Here is a 13,296-nt window from a genome sequence, read left to right on the forward strand (position 1 = left end):
TTATGTAATTTTAATGAAACTTTCAACCATGGATTCAAGATCCGAACAACTTCTGGACATGCGTCCAGAGATTGGGCAAGGTACCTTCCACAGTGATATGGGTTCCGATGAACGTTTTCAAAACCAAACTTTGCGCCCAATTATCAAGCTTCAAAACCACTTGATCATCGAAGTTTTTAAGAACTATATTAGAAAGCACAAAGGAGCTTTTTACGAGTTAACACTGGAAAAAAGAATGGAATTTATTGAAAATTCCATCCAAAAGGATATCAAATTCCGTAACTCGCTAAAAGGTATGATCATTGGTCATTTTACGGTTGATGAATACCAGAATTACATTCTAAACTCCTCTGCCCTGAACAAGCGCATGATGAATATGGTCATCAACAGATTGAAAGACCAGGTGCAGTTGTTGGAAAACCAAGTCTTAGTCTAGAAGGGATTCGCCGTTAAGATTAGTGGTAAGAATATCACTCATTAAATCAAAATAAGGCCGTATCGCCTTAAAGGATTCATTTACCTCGTTGATGAAATTTTGGGACAATACTTCTGCATCCGAAAAATTCCGCACAAAAATGAACTGTTTCTTCTTGATCAGGTCAATATCGGGATGCTCTTTGTCAAACCCTTTCGGCGCAGTTTTAACCCCCTCTCCCTGTAGTTCACCCCAAACCGATTTAAAGTTTTTCCCATTGATTACTTTTCGGAAATCCGTTGCATCCATTTCCAATTCCTTTCGGATCCTGAAAAGGTCTTCCTTATTGGGAGCCCAAAATCCAGTAGCTACAAAGCTCCCTCCCGGTTTGATATGAAGGTAATATCCTCCTCTTAACCGTGCTCCCAAACGGGAAAAAGAACCTGCAAAATGGGTTTTGTAAGGAGTTTTATCCTTGGAAAAGCGAACATCCCGATAAATCCGGAACATTTTCATTTTTTCTATTTCATCATGGGTGTCCAGCAATTCTTGAAGGCGCTTATAAAAAGACTTCACATCAGCCTCATGTTTCTTAAAGGTTGATTTGTGCTCCGAAAACCACTCTTTGTTATTGTTTTGGGCCAGCTCTTCTAGAAAATCAAATGCTTCTTTGGTAATTAAGGAATTATTCACAGTAGTGGTATCAGATGTTATTTTTAAGCTAAAGTTAGCCATTTCTGTTACGCGTGGTAATCATTTGGCTATTTTTAAACTTTATTTAAAAGCATGGACAAGCAAAAAATCATTGAAGAACTGAATAGGCATAAAAAATTACCCTATTTAGACTATAGACTTAAAGAAGAAACTGAGAGTTTTACCAACCTTCTGTTTCATACGCTATTCGATGTAAATACCCCTGTTGCTGAAAATTTAGAGGTGCTGGAAAAGCAATTCAGCAGACTTGTCGATTTAGCTTGCTGGGACTTGGAGCGACCTTGCGTGAAAGTCTGGGACAACTATGTGCAAACCTTGCCCAGCATTCTGGAGAAGTTGAATTTGGATGCCGAGGCGATTGTGAACGGAGATCCCGCTTCCCTTTCGCTTCAAGAAGTGTATATGGCCTATCCAGGATTTTATGCCATAGCTATTTATCGTTTGGCGCATGAACTCTATCAGCAAGGGTTTCCTTTGGTTCCCAGATTAATGACCGAATATGCGCACAGGCAAACCGGTGTGGATATCAACCCAGGAGCCCAAATTGGTAAATCGTTCTTTATTGATCACGCCACAGGTGTGGTAATTGGTGAAACTGCCATTATTCACGACAATGTAAAAATATATCAGGGAGTAACGCTGGGAGCACTATATGTAGCCAAGAATCTTCAGAAAACAAAAAGACATCCCACCATCATGTCCAATGTGACCATTTATGCCAATGCCACTATCCTAGGCGGTAACACGGTGATTGGTGAAAACTCCGTTATCGGTGGAAATGCGTGGTTAACAGCTTCCGTACCTCCAAATTCCACAGTTTTCCATACTTCGGAAGTTAAAATAAAGACGGTTACGGATGTCTAATCACATTTTAGACCTAATCGGGAACACCCCTCTTGTTGAGTCCAAGGTGTTGAACACCAATCCCAATGTTAAGCTCCTTTTTAAATTGGAAGGCCAAAATCCGGGTGGAAGCGTAAAAGACAGACCGGCCCTTAATATGATCAGGAGTGGTATGGAGCGGGGTGAGATTACCTCTGCGACCAAACTCATTGAGGCCACCAGTGGTAACACAGGTATTGCACTTGCTATGATTGCTGGAATATTTGGCTTGGATATTGAATTGGTAATGCCCGAAAATTCCACGAAAGAACGGGTACAAACCATGAGAGCTTATGGGGCCAAGGTTACTTTGACACCTTCGGACATTGGTATTGAAGGCGCCAGGGATTATGCGGAAGCCAAGGTGCACAACGATGGTTATAAAATGCTCAACCAGTTTGCCAACAACGACAACTGGATGGCTCATTACAAAACAACAGGGCCTGAAATTTGGAGGGACACCCAAGAAGGGATAACGCATTTTGTATCCAGTATGGGAACAACAGGAACCATCATGGGAACTTCCACTTTTCTTAAGGAGCAGAATCCTGAAATCCAGATTGTGGGAGTCCAACCGACAGATGAGTCGAGAATTCCGGGTATCCGAAAATGGCCCGAGGAATACCTTCCCAAAATCTTCGATCCCAAAAAAGTGGATACGATAATGGAGGTCAGTCAGGAAGAAGCAGAGTCCATGGCCAAGTTATTGGCCAAGGAAGAGGGGATATTTGCCGGAGTCAGTAGTGGCGGTGCTGCGGCAGTTGCGATTCGTCTGGCCAATACCCTGGAAACTGGCACCATTGTGTCCATTGTTTGCGACAGAGGGGATAGATATCTGTCTTCAGAACTGTTTGATTAGTCCATTAATTCAGATTTTAGCCCGTTTTTATAGATTTCAAATCCTTCCAAGTCGTTGTGCCGCCCTCCCGGAATGGTATACATCTTCTTATCCAAATTTGAAATGGAATTAAACAACTTCTTACCCGATTCATAGGGCACTACCCTGTCCTCAGTGCCGTGAAAAATACGGATGGGAGCTTCAACCGACTTTAAAAATTCAAAAGAGGGTAGTTTATATCGCATTATTTGACCAACGGGTAATATGGGAAACCTGCCCTTGGCCACATCTACCAAGCTGTAATATGGTGTTTCCAAAATCAACTTTTTGGGGCTATTGTTGGAGGCAAGGTGGGATGCAATACCAGTCCCCAGCGATCTTCCATACAGTATGATTTGGCTTTCATCATAAATTCCTTTTACGTGGTTATAAAACAGTTGGGCATCCGCATACAGCAACTCTTCACTGCGTTCCCCAGAACTTTTTCCGTAACCTCGGTAATCCATTACCACTATTTCATATCCTAATGCTGTAAAAGCAGTCCCAATATTTCCCCATCTGGATAAATCACCCGCATTTCCATGAAAATATAACACAAGTCCTTTGGGGTTGTCCACCGTAAAATGAAGGGCATTCAAATGGGCACCATCAGGTGCTTCCAAAAATAGTTCTTCAAAAGGCTGATCAAAGGAATATTCATAATCATTGGGCAATTGGGTGGGTAAAAAAATCAGCTTTTCCTGAAATGTATAAAACATAATCGTGATTAAAATAAGCAGGGATAAAAGAACAAGAAGAACACGCTTAAGCTTTTGCATTGGCTTTTTTTGACGCATGTTTGACATGAAAACTGGAGCCTTCCAAGTCCACTTTTTTGGGTTTCTGGGTTAAAATCTCTGTGAGCATCTTATGATAAGACTCAAAATTGTTTAAATTTTTATGTCCTCCTCCTATTACTGTATAAAGTTTGGTCAACTTTGGTTTTATTTTGGATAGCTTGACCCCGGTTTTATAGGGAATAAGCTTATCATCCGTTCCGTGAATGATATGAATTGGGCAATTTACGTACCGTAACCATTTATAGGTGGGCATGGGAAACTTGATTAAAATGGAGAGGGGCATAAAGGGAATGTACTTTTTGGCCACCTTGCTCAGACTGTAATAAGGTGCATCCAAAATCAGCATTCTTGGATTGTTCATGGATGCCAATTTTGCTGCAAAACCAGAGCCCATGGAACGCCCATAAAGGATTATATACTTTTCCGGCACCTTATCCTTGATTTTATTGTAAATGACCTGCATGTCCCTTTTTACCGCTTTTTGGGTGCGTCTGCCTGTACTTTTCCCAAATCCTCTGTAATCAACCATTATCACATCATAACCATGGCGCGTAAAATCCACTGCAAACTTGCCCCAGCCTTTGATACTTTTAGAGTTGCCTTTGAGGTAAAAAACAACTCCTTTGGGATTCTCGGTCTTAAAGCGAAGGCCATTGATGACGGCGCCATCCCGAGTTTCAATATTGTACTCGTCCGTTTCTTGGTTATTGTAGTAAAATTGAAAATCCTCGGGAAGTTTTTCGGGCTTAAATAGAAAATAGTCCTGTAGAAAATAGAGCAGCACACTGATCAGTGCGTATACCCCAAGGACTATGCATAAAATTAAAACCCAGTTTTGCATGAATCAAAGCCTTTGATCCAAAATACAAAAAAAAGCATTGGCACTACCCTAGCAATTTATAAATCAAATATTTAACTTCAAGTGTAACATTTCGGGAAAATTGCAGTCCAATCAACATCATCAATCATCCAAACATCATGAAAACTAACTCCAATACCCTTCCCCAAGAACGCATTCATATTGTGGATGCCCTTAGGGGATTTGCCCTTGCGGGCATTGTAATCGTCCATATGGTAGAAAACTATATAGGCGCGCCTTCCCCCACAAGTTTTAATGAGGCGGTACATCAAGGCCCCATGGACTATGTAGTTGACGGATTTATTGGGCTATTGCTACGCGGAAAATTCTTTGCCTTGTTCTCCTTTCTCTTCGGCCTTAGCTTTTTTATCCAAATGGATAAAGCACATCAAAAAGGAGAGAACTTTGCTGGGCGATTTCTCTGGCGCCTGCTGCTATTATTAGGCATTGGCTATGTTCATAGCTTGTTTTATGCGGGGGATATCCTTACTATCTATGCCTTACTGGGAATTTTTCTGATTCCTTTTTATAAAATCAAGAATAATTGGATTCTGGGCTTCGTGGCCCTGCTCTTTCTTGGAATGGGAAGGTATATCGTGTTTTTCTTTACCCAAGGGCAAAATATGTTTGGAGTTATGGAAATGTCCCCGGAAAGTGCTTCGGTACTGGAGTACTATAGCATTTTGAAGGAAGGAAGTTTAAGCGATGTTTTTTCAGCAAACGCATTCAATAGCCATCTAAACAAAATGGACTTCCAATTTGGAATATTCGGTCGTGGATACGCAACCTTTGGTTATTTTCTTTTGGGACTCTATATCGGTAGGACAGGTTTCTTCAAAAAATTCAGAGAACAGAAAAAATTGGTTAAGCGAACCTGGATTTGGTCATTGGTACTTTTTTTGGTGTCCGGGGGACTCATGGCAGTGACTTTTGGCAGTATGGGAGAAAATGTAACCTTTGATAATTGGACAGCCATGTTGGGCTTAACCGCAATGGATCTGAACAACGTAGCAGTTACTTTTATACTTATTAGTGTTTTTGTTATTCTCTATAAAAGGACGAAACCCCAAAAGTTCTTGGAAAAATTTATTCCCTACGGAAAAATGGCCTTGACCAATTACTGTGGGCAAAGTGTTATTGGAACATTTCTGCTGTTTGGTTGGGGGTTGGGCTATATTGGAGAGCTAAGGAATCTCTATACCTTCGGAATTGCACTCTTTGTCATTACGCTTCAAATGGTGTTGAGCAAATGGTGGCTATCCAAGTTCAAATATGGCCCCTTGGAGTGGCTTTGGAGGAGTGCCACCTTTTTCAAGTTTTTCCCGATAAAAAGGTAGCCTGCAAGGTCTATTCACAACATATTTACCGACTTACCCAACATTGCAGGCGGTTCATCGATTTGTTGGAAATAAAACGATTCGTTATCCCGTTCTTTGAGTAAAGAATTGAGGATCCCAAATCTCAAAACAGTATGAATCTACTAGATAACATCCTTACGTGGCGCAGAACCAACATTCTGATTTTCATTGTTTTGGTAATTCTGGCTGTGTCCAATTTTTATGGACTGTATACCAATAAGTTCTACTTTTTTAAGCTGGACAATTATATTTTCCCATTGCTTTCCATTGTACACTTTTTATACCTCTATGTGCTTTGGTTTAAAATTACCGAAGATGAATTGCCGGATCCAAAAATGAGAAATCTCGAATATATACTTTATGCCATCATGATTGTATATGCATTCAAGATCTATGATACTGCGGATATCCTAACTTCCTATTCAGAATTGCAGAGTTATGTAGTGCCATCCACCTTTAAGCCAATAGGCATCACCACATTGGTTTTGTATTGCATATTACCTTTGCTAACGTTGTTTTCTTTCTGGCAACGGAAAAGGCATGTTGGCAGTTATAATTTTGAAAATTATAACGACAATTTGAACATCTGGATGTAATCCGCTACAATCCGCGAATATAACTTCCGTACAAGTCCTTAAATTGATAACCTTGGGTAAAACGGTGTTTGCTCAGCTTTTTGTGAGCTACCAATCCCCATAGCAACAATTCCTTCATAAAATAGGAATCTTCCTTGGCCAAAGAGGGATGGTATTCCTCCAGAAGTGCATTTAGGGGAGAAATAGAATCCAATTTATTCCGATATTCCTGGTCGTTGTCCTCATCCAGCAAATCAAAACCTTCCCCTTCGAAGAACCAATGAATCAGCTCATCATAGACCGTTTCCGCATCTTTACGCTCCAACTTGGAAATTTTAGGAAAATACGAAGGAAAAAGGGATTTGATGGCATCTTCAATCAGTGTTTCCGCCACAGAACCTGCTCCCTCCTGCTCGCCTTCATAAACCAGTTCTATCTTTCCGGTTATGGATGGGATTATCCCCATAAAATCCATGAGCCTAACCGTTGTCTTTTCTTCTTTAGATCGGGCAATTCTGCGTTCAGCGGCGCTCAACAAATTCTCAAATGCGGTGATGCTCATTCGTGCGCTCACCCCACTTTTGGCATCCACATATTCACTTTTCCGTGCTTCAAAACTTATTTGTTCTAGGACGTCCAGAGCCAATTCGGGTACATGGATAATCTCCTTTTGCCGTTGATCCAATTGGGCTTCCTGAAGCGTGATTTTCTTGGCAATTTCCAAGTTTTCTGGATAGTGCGTTAGAATTTGAGACCCAATTCTGTCCTTCAGAGGGGTGACTATGCTACCTCTATTGGTATAGTCCTCTGGATTAGCGGTAAAAACAAATTGAAGATCTAATGACAAACGAAGTTTAAATCCTCGAATTTGAATATCGCCTTCCTGCAAAATGTTAAACAACGCTACCTGAATTCTGGCTTGTAGATCGGGTAATTCGTTAATGACAAAAATACTTCGATTGGCACGGGGTATCATCCCAAAATGGATAACCCGATCATCTGCATAGGACAATTTGAGATTGGCAGCCTTAATAGGGTCAATATCCCCAATTAAATCGGCAACAGTAACATCCGGGGTGGCCAGTTTTTCATAAAACCGCTCATCTCGATGAATCCAGGCAATTGGGGTTTTATCCCCTTTTTCCTTGATTAATTCCAAAGCATATCGTGAGATGGGCTCAAATGGATCATCATTGATTTCTGATCCTTCCACTACCGGAATCCACTCGTCCAACAATTGAACCATCAAACGCGCCAAGCGGGTTTTGGCTTGGCCCCTTAGTCCCAATAAATTGATATTATGACGGGATAAAATGGCACGTTCCAGCTCGGGAATCACAGAATTTTCATAACCCCAAACCCCATGGAAAGTTTCTTCGCCATTACTTATCTTTTCCAGGAGATTAACCCGTAATTCATCTTTGATGCTCTTATAAGAGTACCCCGCGGCCTTTAGTTCACCAAGGGTCTTAATGTTCTCATGCTTTAATTTTGACATGGTATCTTACTATCCTTTTATTCTTTTTCTTCTATTTTGTTCGTAATCCTCAAATATCATTTCACCCAACCCTTTTAAGCCTGTATAGAAGGCCTTGCCCTTGTTGGCCTTGGTAAACTCCCTAACAAATTGCATCAAATAGGGGTCTTCGGCAATCATAAAAGTGGTAATGGGTATATGGAGCTTGCGTGCCTGTTGGGCCATATTGTAGCATTTCTCAACAATATAATCATCAAGTCCCACACTGTTTTTATAGTAATCCCCATTGGGAAGTCTTAAACAAGACGGTTTCCCATCCGTGATCATAAAGATTTGCTTATTGGTATTCCGTTTTCTGCGGAGCATGTCCATGGCCAACTGTAAACCAGCTACGGTGTTTGTATGGTAAGGGCCAACTTTTAGATACGGAAGTTCCTTAATCGCAATGGGCCAGGCATCATTTCCAAAAACAAGAATGTCTAAGGTATCCTTGGGGTATCTGGTGGTAATCAACTCTGCCAATGCCATGGCCACTTTTTTGGCGGGGGTAATACGGTCCTCACCGTACAAAATCATACTGTGGGAGATATCAATCATCAACACTGTACTCATTTGGGCTTTATACTGGGTATCCTCCACCACCAAATCTTCCTCGTTCAACAAAAAGTTGTCCAATCCATGGTTGATTTGGGCATTTTTTAGACTCTCGGTCATGGAAATATGTTCCAAGGCATCCCCAAAACGGTACTCCCTGAATTCTCCGGTATGTTCATCTCCCCTGCCGGACTTCCCGGTTTTATGATTCCCGCTTCCACTACGTTTCAACTTTCCGAAAATTTGATCCAAGGCCCTCTGCCGAAGCATACGCTCCAACTTGGCAGTAATGGATAGGTTTCCTTCACTATCTCCTTCTTCCCCATCACCTTGCTCGCCATTGTCTTCGAATTCCTCACGGATAAAGCCCTTGGCTTTCAAGTCTTCAATAAAGTCATCTATGGTATAATCATCGTCGGTAAGCTCATATTCCTTGTCCAATTCCCGAAGCCAATCCAACGCCTCCTCCACATCACCGGAAGTATGCGTGATGAGTTCTTGAAAAATCTCAAAAAGTTTTTCAAATGGAGTTTGATGGGGCGCTTCGTAGGTAGTAAACCGAAAACCCTTTCTAGTATTCATAGCCATTACATAAAAATAAGGTATTTCCATGTAATCCCTATGGCTTTAGAGAAACCTTAACGCATTTGTTTATCTCTATTTATGGCGTTTCTGAAGGGTGTGTACAATATCACTTAGATGATAACCTTTGGCCTGTAAGAGTATCAGATAATGAAACAAGAGGTCGGCGCTTTCGTTCAGAAACAAATCGTCATCGTTGTCCTTTGCCTCGATAACGGTTTCTACCGCTTCCTCCCCAACTTTTTGTGCTATTTTATTGATTCCTTTTCGAAATAATGAGGCCACATAGCTATCCGGATTTTCTTGATCTACCTTTCGGGAGGCTATAATCTCCTCCAATTGTGAAAGAAAACCGTAGCTCTGCTCATTTGCTTCTCCCCAACAAGTGTCTGTTCCCTTATGACAGGTGGGGCCAACAGGATTAACCTGCACCAATAAGGTATCACGATCACAATCCAGTTTAATGCTAATCAGCTCCAAAAAATTGCCACTTTCCTCTCCCTTGGTCCAAAGCCGTTGTTTGGTCCTGCTAAAAAATGTGACTTTTTGGGTCTTTTGGGTCTTCTCTAGAGCCTCTTGGTTCATATACCCCAGCATCAGCACGTTTTTGGTCTGCGCATCCTGAATGATGGCTGGTATTAATCCATCTGGAATTTTATTGAAATCTACTTCCATTTCTAAGCGATTGATACGGTTATAATCGAACGGGAATGCCTTCTTCCCTAAGCACTGATTTTAATTCTTTAATACTTATTTCCTTAAAGTGAAAGATGCTGGCTGCCAAGGCCGCATCCGCTTTTCCCTCTGAAAACGTGTCCGTAAAGTGGGAAATTCTTCCTGCACCTCCTGAAGCTATCACCGGGATGTTAACCAATGCTGACAGTTCTGCCAAGGCTTCATTGGCAAATCCGTTTTTGGTGCCGTCATGATCCATGGAGGTGAACAGGATTTCCCCAGCGCCACGCTGTTCCACTTCTTTTGCCCATTGGAACAGGTCAATTTCAGTGGGTACCTTACCTCCTACCAAGTGCACTTTCCACTGATCATCAATTCGTTTGGCATCTATGGCCACCACAATACATTGGGATCCAAATTTGCTGACCAATTCATTGATCAACTCGGGCCTTTTGACCGCAGAGGAATTTATGGAAACCTTGTCCGCTCCATTTTTGAGCAGTATGTCCACATCCTCCACAGAAGAAATTCCACCACCTACGGTGAACGGAATATTTACTTTTTCACCCACATGATATACCAATTCGGCTAGCGTCTTTCTTTTCTCCTCCGTTGCGGAAATGTCCAGAAAAACCAGCTCATCAGCACCTTCTTGGGCATAAATGGCGGCCAATTCAACAGGGTCACCAGCATCTCTAAGGTCAACAAAGTTAACGCCTTTCACGGTGCGTCCGTCTTTAATATCCAGGCAGGGAATGATTCGTTTTGTAAGCATATTTTTTCGTTACCCTGAACTTGTTTCAGGGTCTCACTTTAGTAATCCAAAGTCTTTAGCTTCGGATTTGTTTTTTTAATCAAGTTTATCTTCTATTCATGATGCCAATTTTTCTATTGCTTCTCACGTGCTATCGCTTGTTCAATATCTGAGTAAGTTTCATAATAAATAAGTTCAGCCAGATTATATTTTTTGGTGAATTTTGAACCAAAACCCATCTGATGTTCCACGACTCTTTTGGACAAATTAGAGGTGATACCGATATAAAATGTGGTTCTGTACTTATTTGTCATGACATACACATAACTGTTCTCCATTTTATGCGACCCTGAACCAAGTTCAGGGTGACGTATCTTTTAGTTTTATCCTATTAGTTGTCCTCATTCTTCACATTCAAATCCACCCCATCATAGAATCCTAAATCTTTATTGTTCAATATCTTGGTCCACAACGCGATTTGTCCAGTATGGTATGAAAAGTGCTCCACCACATGGATGATATTTCCAACTCCTGAGAACTCAAATCCCTGAACGGATCGCTTTCGTATCAACTCACTTAGTGGTGCTTCCCTAAAGGCCATTTTGGCCTGTTCAACCGTATCCAAAAGCTTATGGTACAATTCGGTTTTGTTGTATCCCTCAAAAGCAGAGAATTCAGCATCCCTATCTCTATTGTCGACCAAACCTCTCAAAGACGCTATTCCGTATTGCGTGATGTTTCCGCATAAATGCAGAATCAAATTACCGATGCTATTGGCAGATGCATTGGGCTTTTTCCAAATCACTTCTTCTGAAAGCTTGTCCAAACATATTCTGACCATACGCAAGCTTTCATCCATACGATACATCGCATTTTGAATCACTTCATTTTGCAATTGATTAGTTGACTCCATGTTCCAAAATGTGTTTTTCCAGTTGTTTTAGACTGATTTTATTTTCATATATCGCCTTGCCTATAATGGTTCCTTCACAACCAAGGGCAGCCAATTTTTGAAGCTCTTCATAAGCCGAAATCCCCCCACTGGCAATCAGATGAATTCCAGGAATCTCAATATCCTCTACCCCGCTACCACTGATTTTGGTCTCTACCTTTTTGGTTTTGTCCAAAATCTTTCCGTACAAATCAAAAGCTGGGCCCTCCAACATGCCATCCTTGCTAATATCGGTACAGATGACGTATGCAATTCCCTTTTTCTGATAAGATTGGATAAACGGTATCAAGGATTGGTCGGATTCTTCCTGCCAACCGGATACGGCCACCTTCTCATCCTTGGCATCGGCACCCAAAATAATTTTGTCCGAGCCGTATTGAAGCAGCCAAGCTGTAAAGACTTCTTTGTCTTTGACCGCTATACTTCCTCCCGTTATCTGATCTGCCCCAGATTCAAAGGCAACATGTAAATCCTCGTCTGACTTTAGCCCTCCTCCAAAATCAATCTTTAAGCTGGTTTTTGAAGCAATGCTTTCCAAAACCTTATGATTGACAATGTGCTTGGATTTGGCGCCGTCCAAGTCCACCAAATGCAAATATTGGATTCCGTGATCCTCAAAAGCCTTGGCAACTTCCAAAGGATGTTCGTTATACACCTTTTTGGTATCGTAATCGCCTTTGGAGAGTCTCACACACTTTCCGTCAATGATATCTATAGCAGGAATAAGTCTCATTTTTCAATTGTATTTTGCCTTGTCCATGGCCATCCACATATCCGAATTCCCAACTTTCTGGAATCCAAAGGCATCATAGAGCTTATGGGCATCCTTTGTCTTTAAAGCTACTGTATGAACCTTGTTAATCTCAGGTTGATCTAGAATATGCTGAATCAATTTTTTACCCAATCCCTTTCCTTGATAAGGCTCAAATATGATCACATCCATAATGTAAGCAAAAACCACATGGTCGGTCAACACCCTTGCAAAACCAAGCTGTCCCTCCTTTTCAGAATACACCCCAAAGCAAATGGATTGTTCTATGGTCGTCTTGGTCATTTCCATGGACCGATAACTTCCCCAATAGGATGCCTTAATGGCCTGGTGCACTTTATCTATGTCCAATTGTTGCTTGTCTGACGATATATAATAGGTCATATCAGATGGTTTCTAAAAAATTTTCCAAGATCAAACTTCCAATATCACTGCTCTTCTCGGGGTGAAATTGCACTCCATAAAAATTATCTTTTTGCAGTGCAGCACTGTAGTTCAAAGCATATTCGCTGGTCGCAATGGTGTCAGTTCCGAGAGGGGCATAAAAACTATGCACTAAATAAATATGGGACTTTTCAGGGATCCCCTTAAATAGGTTAGACTGCAGACCTTTAATCTGATTCCATCCTATTTGTGGAACCTTAACCGTGTTCGGGAATCGAACTACATCCAGATCAAAAATGCCCAATCCATCCGTGTTGCCTTCTTCCGAAGAATTACACATCAATTGCATGCCAAGACAAATTCCCAAAACGGGTTGCTTCAGCTTTGGAATGATTTTATCCAATCCACTGAAACGTAATTTTTCCATAGCCGAACTAGCTTCTCCCACCCCAGGGAAAATAACCTTGTCCGCAGCTAGAATTTCATCTACCTTGTCCGTTAAAATGGCTTCATAGCCGAGGCGTCTGATGGCAAATTTTATGCTTTGGATATTTCCTGCTCCGTAATCGAGTATGACCAGTTTCATTTTTTTCTCTCAACTTCTTAATAGTTTGACACTAATTTCTTGA

17 protein-coding genes are annotated in these 13,296 nt (G+C 41.3%); 5 read left to right on the forward strand and 12 right to left on the reverse strand.

The genetic code is table 11. The features are described from left to right. The first annotated feature begins 28 nt into the window (after positions 1–28). Positions 29–436 (forward strand): glyoxalase, encoded by a 408-nt coding sequence (locus ACRHOZ_RS06080; protein ID WP_431123500.1) that lies wholly within the window; start codon positions 29–31, stop codon positions 434–436. Here ACRHOZ_RS06080 and ACRHOZ_RS06085 read toward each other — a convergent pair. Beyond that, entirely contained in the window at positions 428–1,108 is a 681-nt protein-coding gene (locus ACRHOZ_RS06085; protein WP_431123503.1) for a DUF2461 domain-containing protein, read from the reverse strand. The genes ACRHOZ_RS06080 and ACRHOZ_RS06085 overlap by 9 nt on opposite strands. A gap of 93 nt (positions 1,109–1,201) precedes the next feature. On the opposite strand from ACRHOZ_RS06085, the gene epsC reads away from it, so the two are divergent. Beyond that, the gene (gene epsC / locus ACRHOZ_RS06090) at positions 1,202–1,993 is read left to right on the forward strand and encodes a serine O-acetyltransferase EpsC (protein WP_431123505.1); all 792 of its coding nucleotides are present in this window, start codon (positions 1,202–1,204) and stop codon (positions 1,991–1,993) included. After that, positions 1,986–2,870, forward strand: a complete 885-nt coding sequence (gene cysM / locus ACRHOZ_RS06095) for a cysteine synthase CysM (RefSeq protein WP_431123507.1) — start codon at positions 1,986–1,988, stop codon at positions 2,868–2,870. Before epsC ends, cysM begins: the two co-directional genes overlap by 8 nt. Here the strand turns inward: cysM and ACRHOZ_RS06100 are convergent. Both ACRHOZ_RS06100 and ACRHOZ_RS06105 read right to left on the reverse strand, forming a co-directional pair. Continuing rightward, entirely contained in the window at positions 2,867–3,607 is a 741-nt protein-coding gene (locus ACRHOZ_RS06100; RefSeq protein ID WP_431123509.1) for an alpha/beta hydrolase, read from the reverse strand. The genes cysM and ACRHOZ_RS06100 overlap by 4 nt on opposite strands. A gap of 46 nt (positions 3,608–3,653) precedes the next feature. Next, positions 3,654–4,529 (reverse strand): alpha/beta hydrolase, encoded by an 876-nt coding sequence (locus tag ACRHOZ_RS06105; protein WP_420399557.1) that lies wholly within the window; start codon positions 4,527–4,529, stop codon positions 3,654–3,656. A 137-nt stretch (positions 4,530–4,666) separates the two neighbouring features. Here ACRHOZ_RS06105 and ACRHOZ_RS06110 point away from each other — a divergent pair, with 137 nt between their 5' ends. Both ACRHOZ_RS06110 and ACRHOZ_RS06115 read left to right on the forward strand, forming a co-directional pair. Next, the gene (locus ACRHOZ_RS06110) at positions 4,667–5,884 is read left to right on the forward strand and encodes a DUF418 domain-containing protein (RefSeq protein ID WP_431123511.1); all 1,218 of its coding nucleotides are present in this window, start codon (positions 4,667–4,669) and stop codon (positions 5,882–5,884) included. Between the two features lie 134 nt (positions 5,885–6,018). Continuing rightward, complete coding sequence (locus ACRHOZ_RS06115; RefSeq protein WP_420399555.1) at positions 6,019–6,501, forward strand: hypothetical protein; 483 nt, start codon at positions 6,019–6,021, stop codon at positions 6,499–6,501. A gap of 4 nt (positions 6,502–6,505) precedes the next feature. Here the strand turns inward: ACRHOZ_RS06115 and ACRHOZ_RS06120 are convergent, their stop codons facing one another. The 9 genes from ACRHOZ_RS06120 to hisH all read right to left on the reverse strand — a co-directional run bounded on the left by ACRHOZ_RS06120 (position 6,506) and on the right by hisH (position 13,253). Beyond that, positions 6,506–7,978 carry a magnesium chelatase gene (locus tag ACRHOZ_RS06120; protein WP_431123513.1) on the reverse strand — a complete coding sequence of 491 codons (1,473 nt, stop codon included), beginning with the start codon at positions 7,976–7,978 and terminating at the stop codon, positions 6,506–6,508. A gap of 9 nt (positions 7,979–7,987) precedes the next feature. Further along, the gene (locus ACRHOZ_RS06125; RefSeq protein ID WP_431124620.1) at positions 7,988–9,139 is read right to left on the reverse strand and encodes a vWA domain-containing protein; all 1,152 of its coding nucleotides are present in this window, start codon (positions 9,137–9,139) and stop codon (positions 7,988–7,990) included. Positions 9,140–9,208: 69 nt separating this feature from the next. Beyond that, positions 9,209–9,808, reverse strand: coding sequence for a bifunctional phosphoribosyl-AMP cyclohydrolase/phosphoribosyl-ATP diphosphatase HisIE (gene hisIE / locus ACRHOZ_RS06130; RefSeq protein WP_431123515.1), 600 nt, complete (start codon positions 9,806–9,808; stop codon positions 9,209–9,211). A gap of 19 nt (positions 9,809–9,827) precedes the next feature. Further along, entirely contained in the window at positions 9,828–10,583 is a 756-nt protein-coding gene (hisF, locus tag ACRHOZ_RS06135; RefSeq protein WP_431123517.1) for an imidazole glycerol phosphate synthase subunit HisF, read from the reverse strand. Positions 10,584–10,696: 113 nt separating this feature from the next. Further along, the gene (locus tag ACRHOZ_RS06140) at positions 10,697–10,900 is read right to left on the reverse strand and encodes a GIY-YIG nuclease family protein (protein ID WP_431123519.1); all 204 of its coding nucleotides are present in this window, start codon (positions 10,898–10,900) and stop codon (positions 10,697–10,699) included. A gap of 53 nt (positions 10,901–10,953) precedes the next feature. Continuing rightward, the gene (locus ACRHOZ_RS06145; RefSeq protein ID WP_431123521.1) at positions 10,954–11,475 is read right to left on the reverse strand and encodes a DinB family protein; all 522 of its coding nucleotides are present in this window, start codon (positions 11,473–11,475) and stop codon (positions 10,954–10,956) included. Continuing rightward, the gene (locus tag ACRHOZ_RS06150; RefSeq protein WP_431123523.1) at positions 11,462–12,247 is read right to left on the reverse strand and encodes a HisA/HisF-related TIM barrel protein; all 786 of its coding nucleotides are present in this window, start codon (positions 12,245–12,247) and stop codon (positions 11,462–11,464) included. The genes ACRHOZ_RS06145 and ACRHOZ_RS06150 overlap by 14 nt, the downstream gene beginning before the upstream one ends. A gap of 3 nt (positions 12,248–12,250) precedes the next feature. Next, positions 12,251–12,667, reverse strand: a complete 417-nt coding sequence (locus tag ACRHOZ_RS06155) for a GNAT family N-acetyltransferase (protein WP_431123525.1) — start codon at positions 12,665–12,667, stop codon at positions 12,251–12,253. Between the two features lies 1 nt (position 12,668). After that, positions 12,669–13,253 carry an imidazole glycerol phosphate synthase subunit HisH gene (gene hisH / locus ACRHOZ_RS06160; RefSeq protein WP_431123527.1) on the reverse strand — a complete coding sequence of 195 codons (585 nt, stop codon included), beginning with the start codon at positions 13,251–13,253 and terminating at the stop codon, positions 12,669–12,671. Positions 13,254–13,296: the final 43 nt, after the last annotated feature.

Origin of the sequence: Flagellimonas flava, from assembly GCF_050617915.1 — a bacterium.
Lineage (GTDB): Bacteria > Bacteroidota > Bacteroidia > Flavobacteriales > Flavobacteriaceae > Flagellimonas > Flagellimonas flava_A.

What these genes read in the sequence shown, in the direction of transcription:
- ACRHOZ_RS06125 (WP_431124620.1), bottom strand. Translation starts at nt 9,139, where the DNA reads ATGGCTATGAATACTAGAAAGGGTTTTCGGTTTACTACCTACGAAGCG.
- ACRHOZ_RS06080 (WP_431123500.1), top strand. Translation starts at nt 29, where the DNA reads ATGGATTCAAGATCCGAACAACTTCTGGACATGCGTCCAGAGATTGGG.
- hisF (WP_431123517.1), bottom strand. Translation starts at nt 10,583, where the DNA reads ATGCTTACAAAACGAATCATTCCCTGCCTGGATATTAAAGACGGACGC.
- ACRHOZ_RS06145 (WP_431123521.1), bottom strand. Translation starts at nt 11,475, where the DNA reads ATGGAGTCAACTAATCAATTGCAAAATGAAGTGATTCAAAATGCGATG.
- ACRHOZ_RS06115 (WP_420399555.1), top strand. Translation starts at nt 6,019, where the DNA reads ATGAATCTACTAGATAACATCCTTACGTGGCGCAGAACCAACATTCTG.
- ACRHOZ_RS06155 (WP_431123525.1), bottom strand. Translation starts at nt 12,667, where the DNA reads ATGACCTATTATATATCGTCAGACAAGCAACAATTGGACATAGATAAA.
- ACRHOZ_RS06140 (WP_431123519.1), bottom strand. Translation starts at nt 10,900, where the DNA reads ATGGAGAACAGTTATGTGTATGTCATGACAAATAAGTACAGAACCACA.
- cysM (WP_431123507.1), top strand. Translation starts at nt 1,986, where the DNA reads ATGTCTAATCACATTTTAGACCTAATCGGGAACACCCCTCTTGTTGAG.
- hisIE (WP_431123515.1), bottom strand. Translation starts at nt 9,808, where the DNA reads ATGGAAGTAGATTTCAATAAAATTCCAGATGGATTAATACCAGCCATC.
- ACRHOZ_RS06110 (WP_431123511.1), top strand. Translation starts at nt 4,667, where the DNA reads ATGAAAACTAACTCCAATACCCTTCCCCAAGAACGCATTCATATTGTG.
- ACRHOZ_RS06100 (WP_431123509.1), bottom strand. Translation starts at nt 3,607, where the DNA reads ATGTTTTATACATTTCAGGAAAAGCTGATTTTTTTACCCACCCAATTG.
- hisH (WP_431123527.1), bottom strand. Translation starts at nt 13,253, where the DNA reads ATGAAACTGGTCATACTCGATTACGGAGCAGGAAATATCCAAAGCATA.
- epsC (WP_431123505.1), top strand. Translation starts at nt 1,202, where the DNA reads ATGGACAAGCAAAAAATCATTGAAGAACTGAATAGGCATAAAAAATTA.
- ACRHOZ_RS06105 (WP_420399557.1), bottom strand. Translation starts at nt 4,529, where the DNA reads ATGCAAAACTGGGTTTTAATTTTATGCATAGTCCTTGGGGTATACGCA.
- ACRHOZ_RS06120 (WP_431123513.1), bottom strand. Translation starts at nt 7,978, where the DNA reads ATGTCAAAATTAAAGCATGAGAACATTAAGACCCTTGGTGAACTAAAG.
- ACRHOZ_RS06150 (WP_431123523.1), bottom strand. Translation starts at nt 12,247, where the DNA reads ATGAGACTTATTCCTGCTATAGATATCATTGACGGAAAGTGTGTGAGA.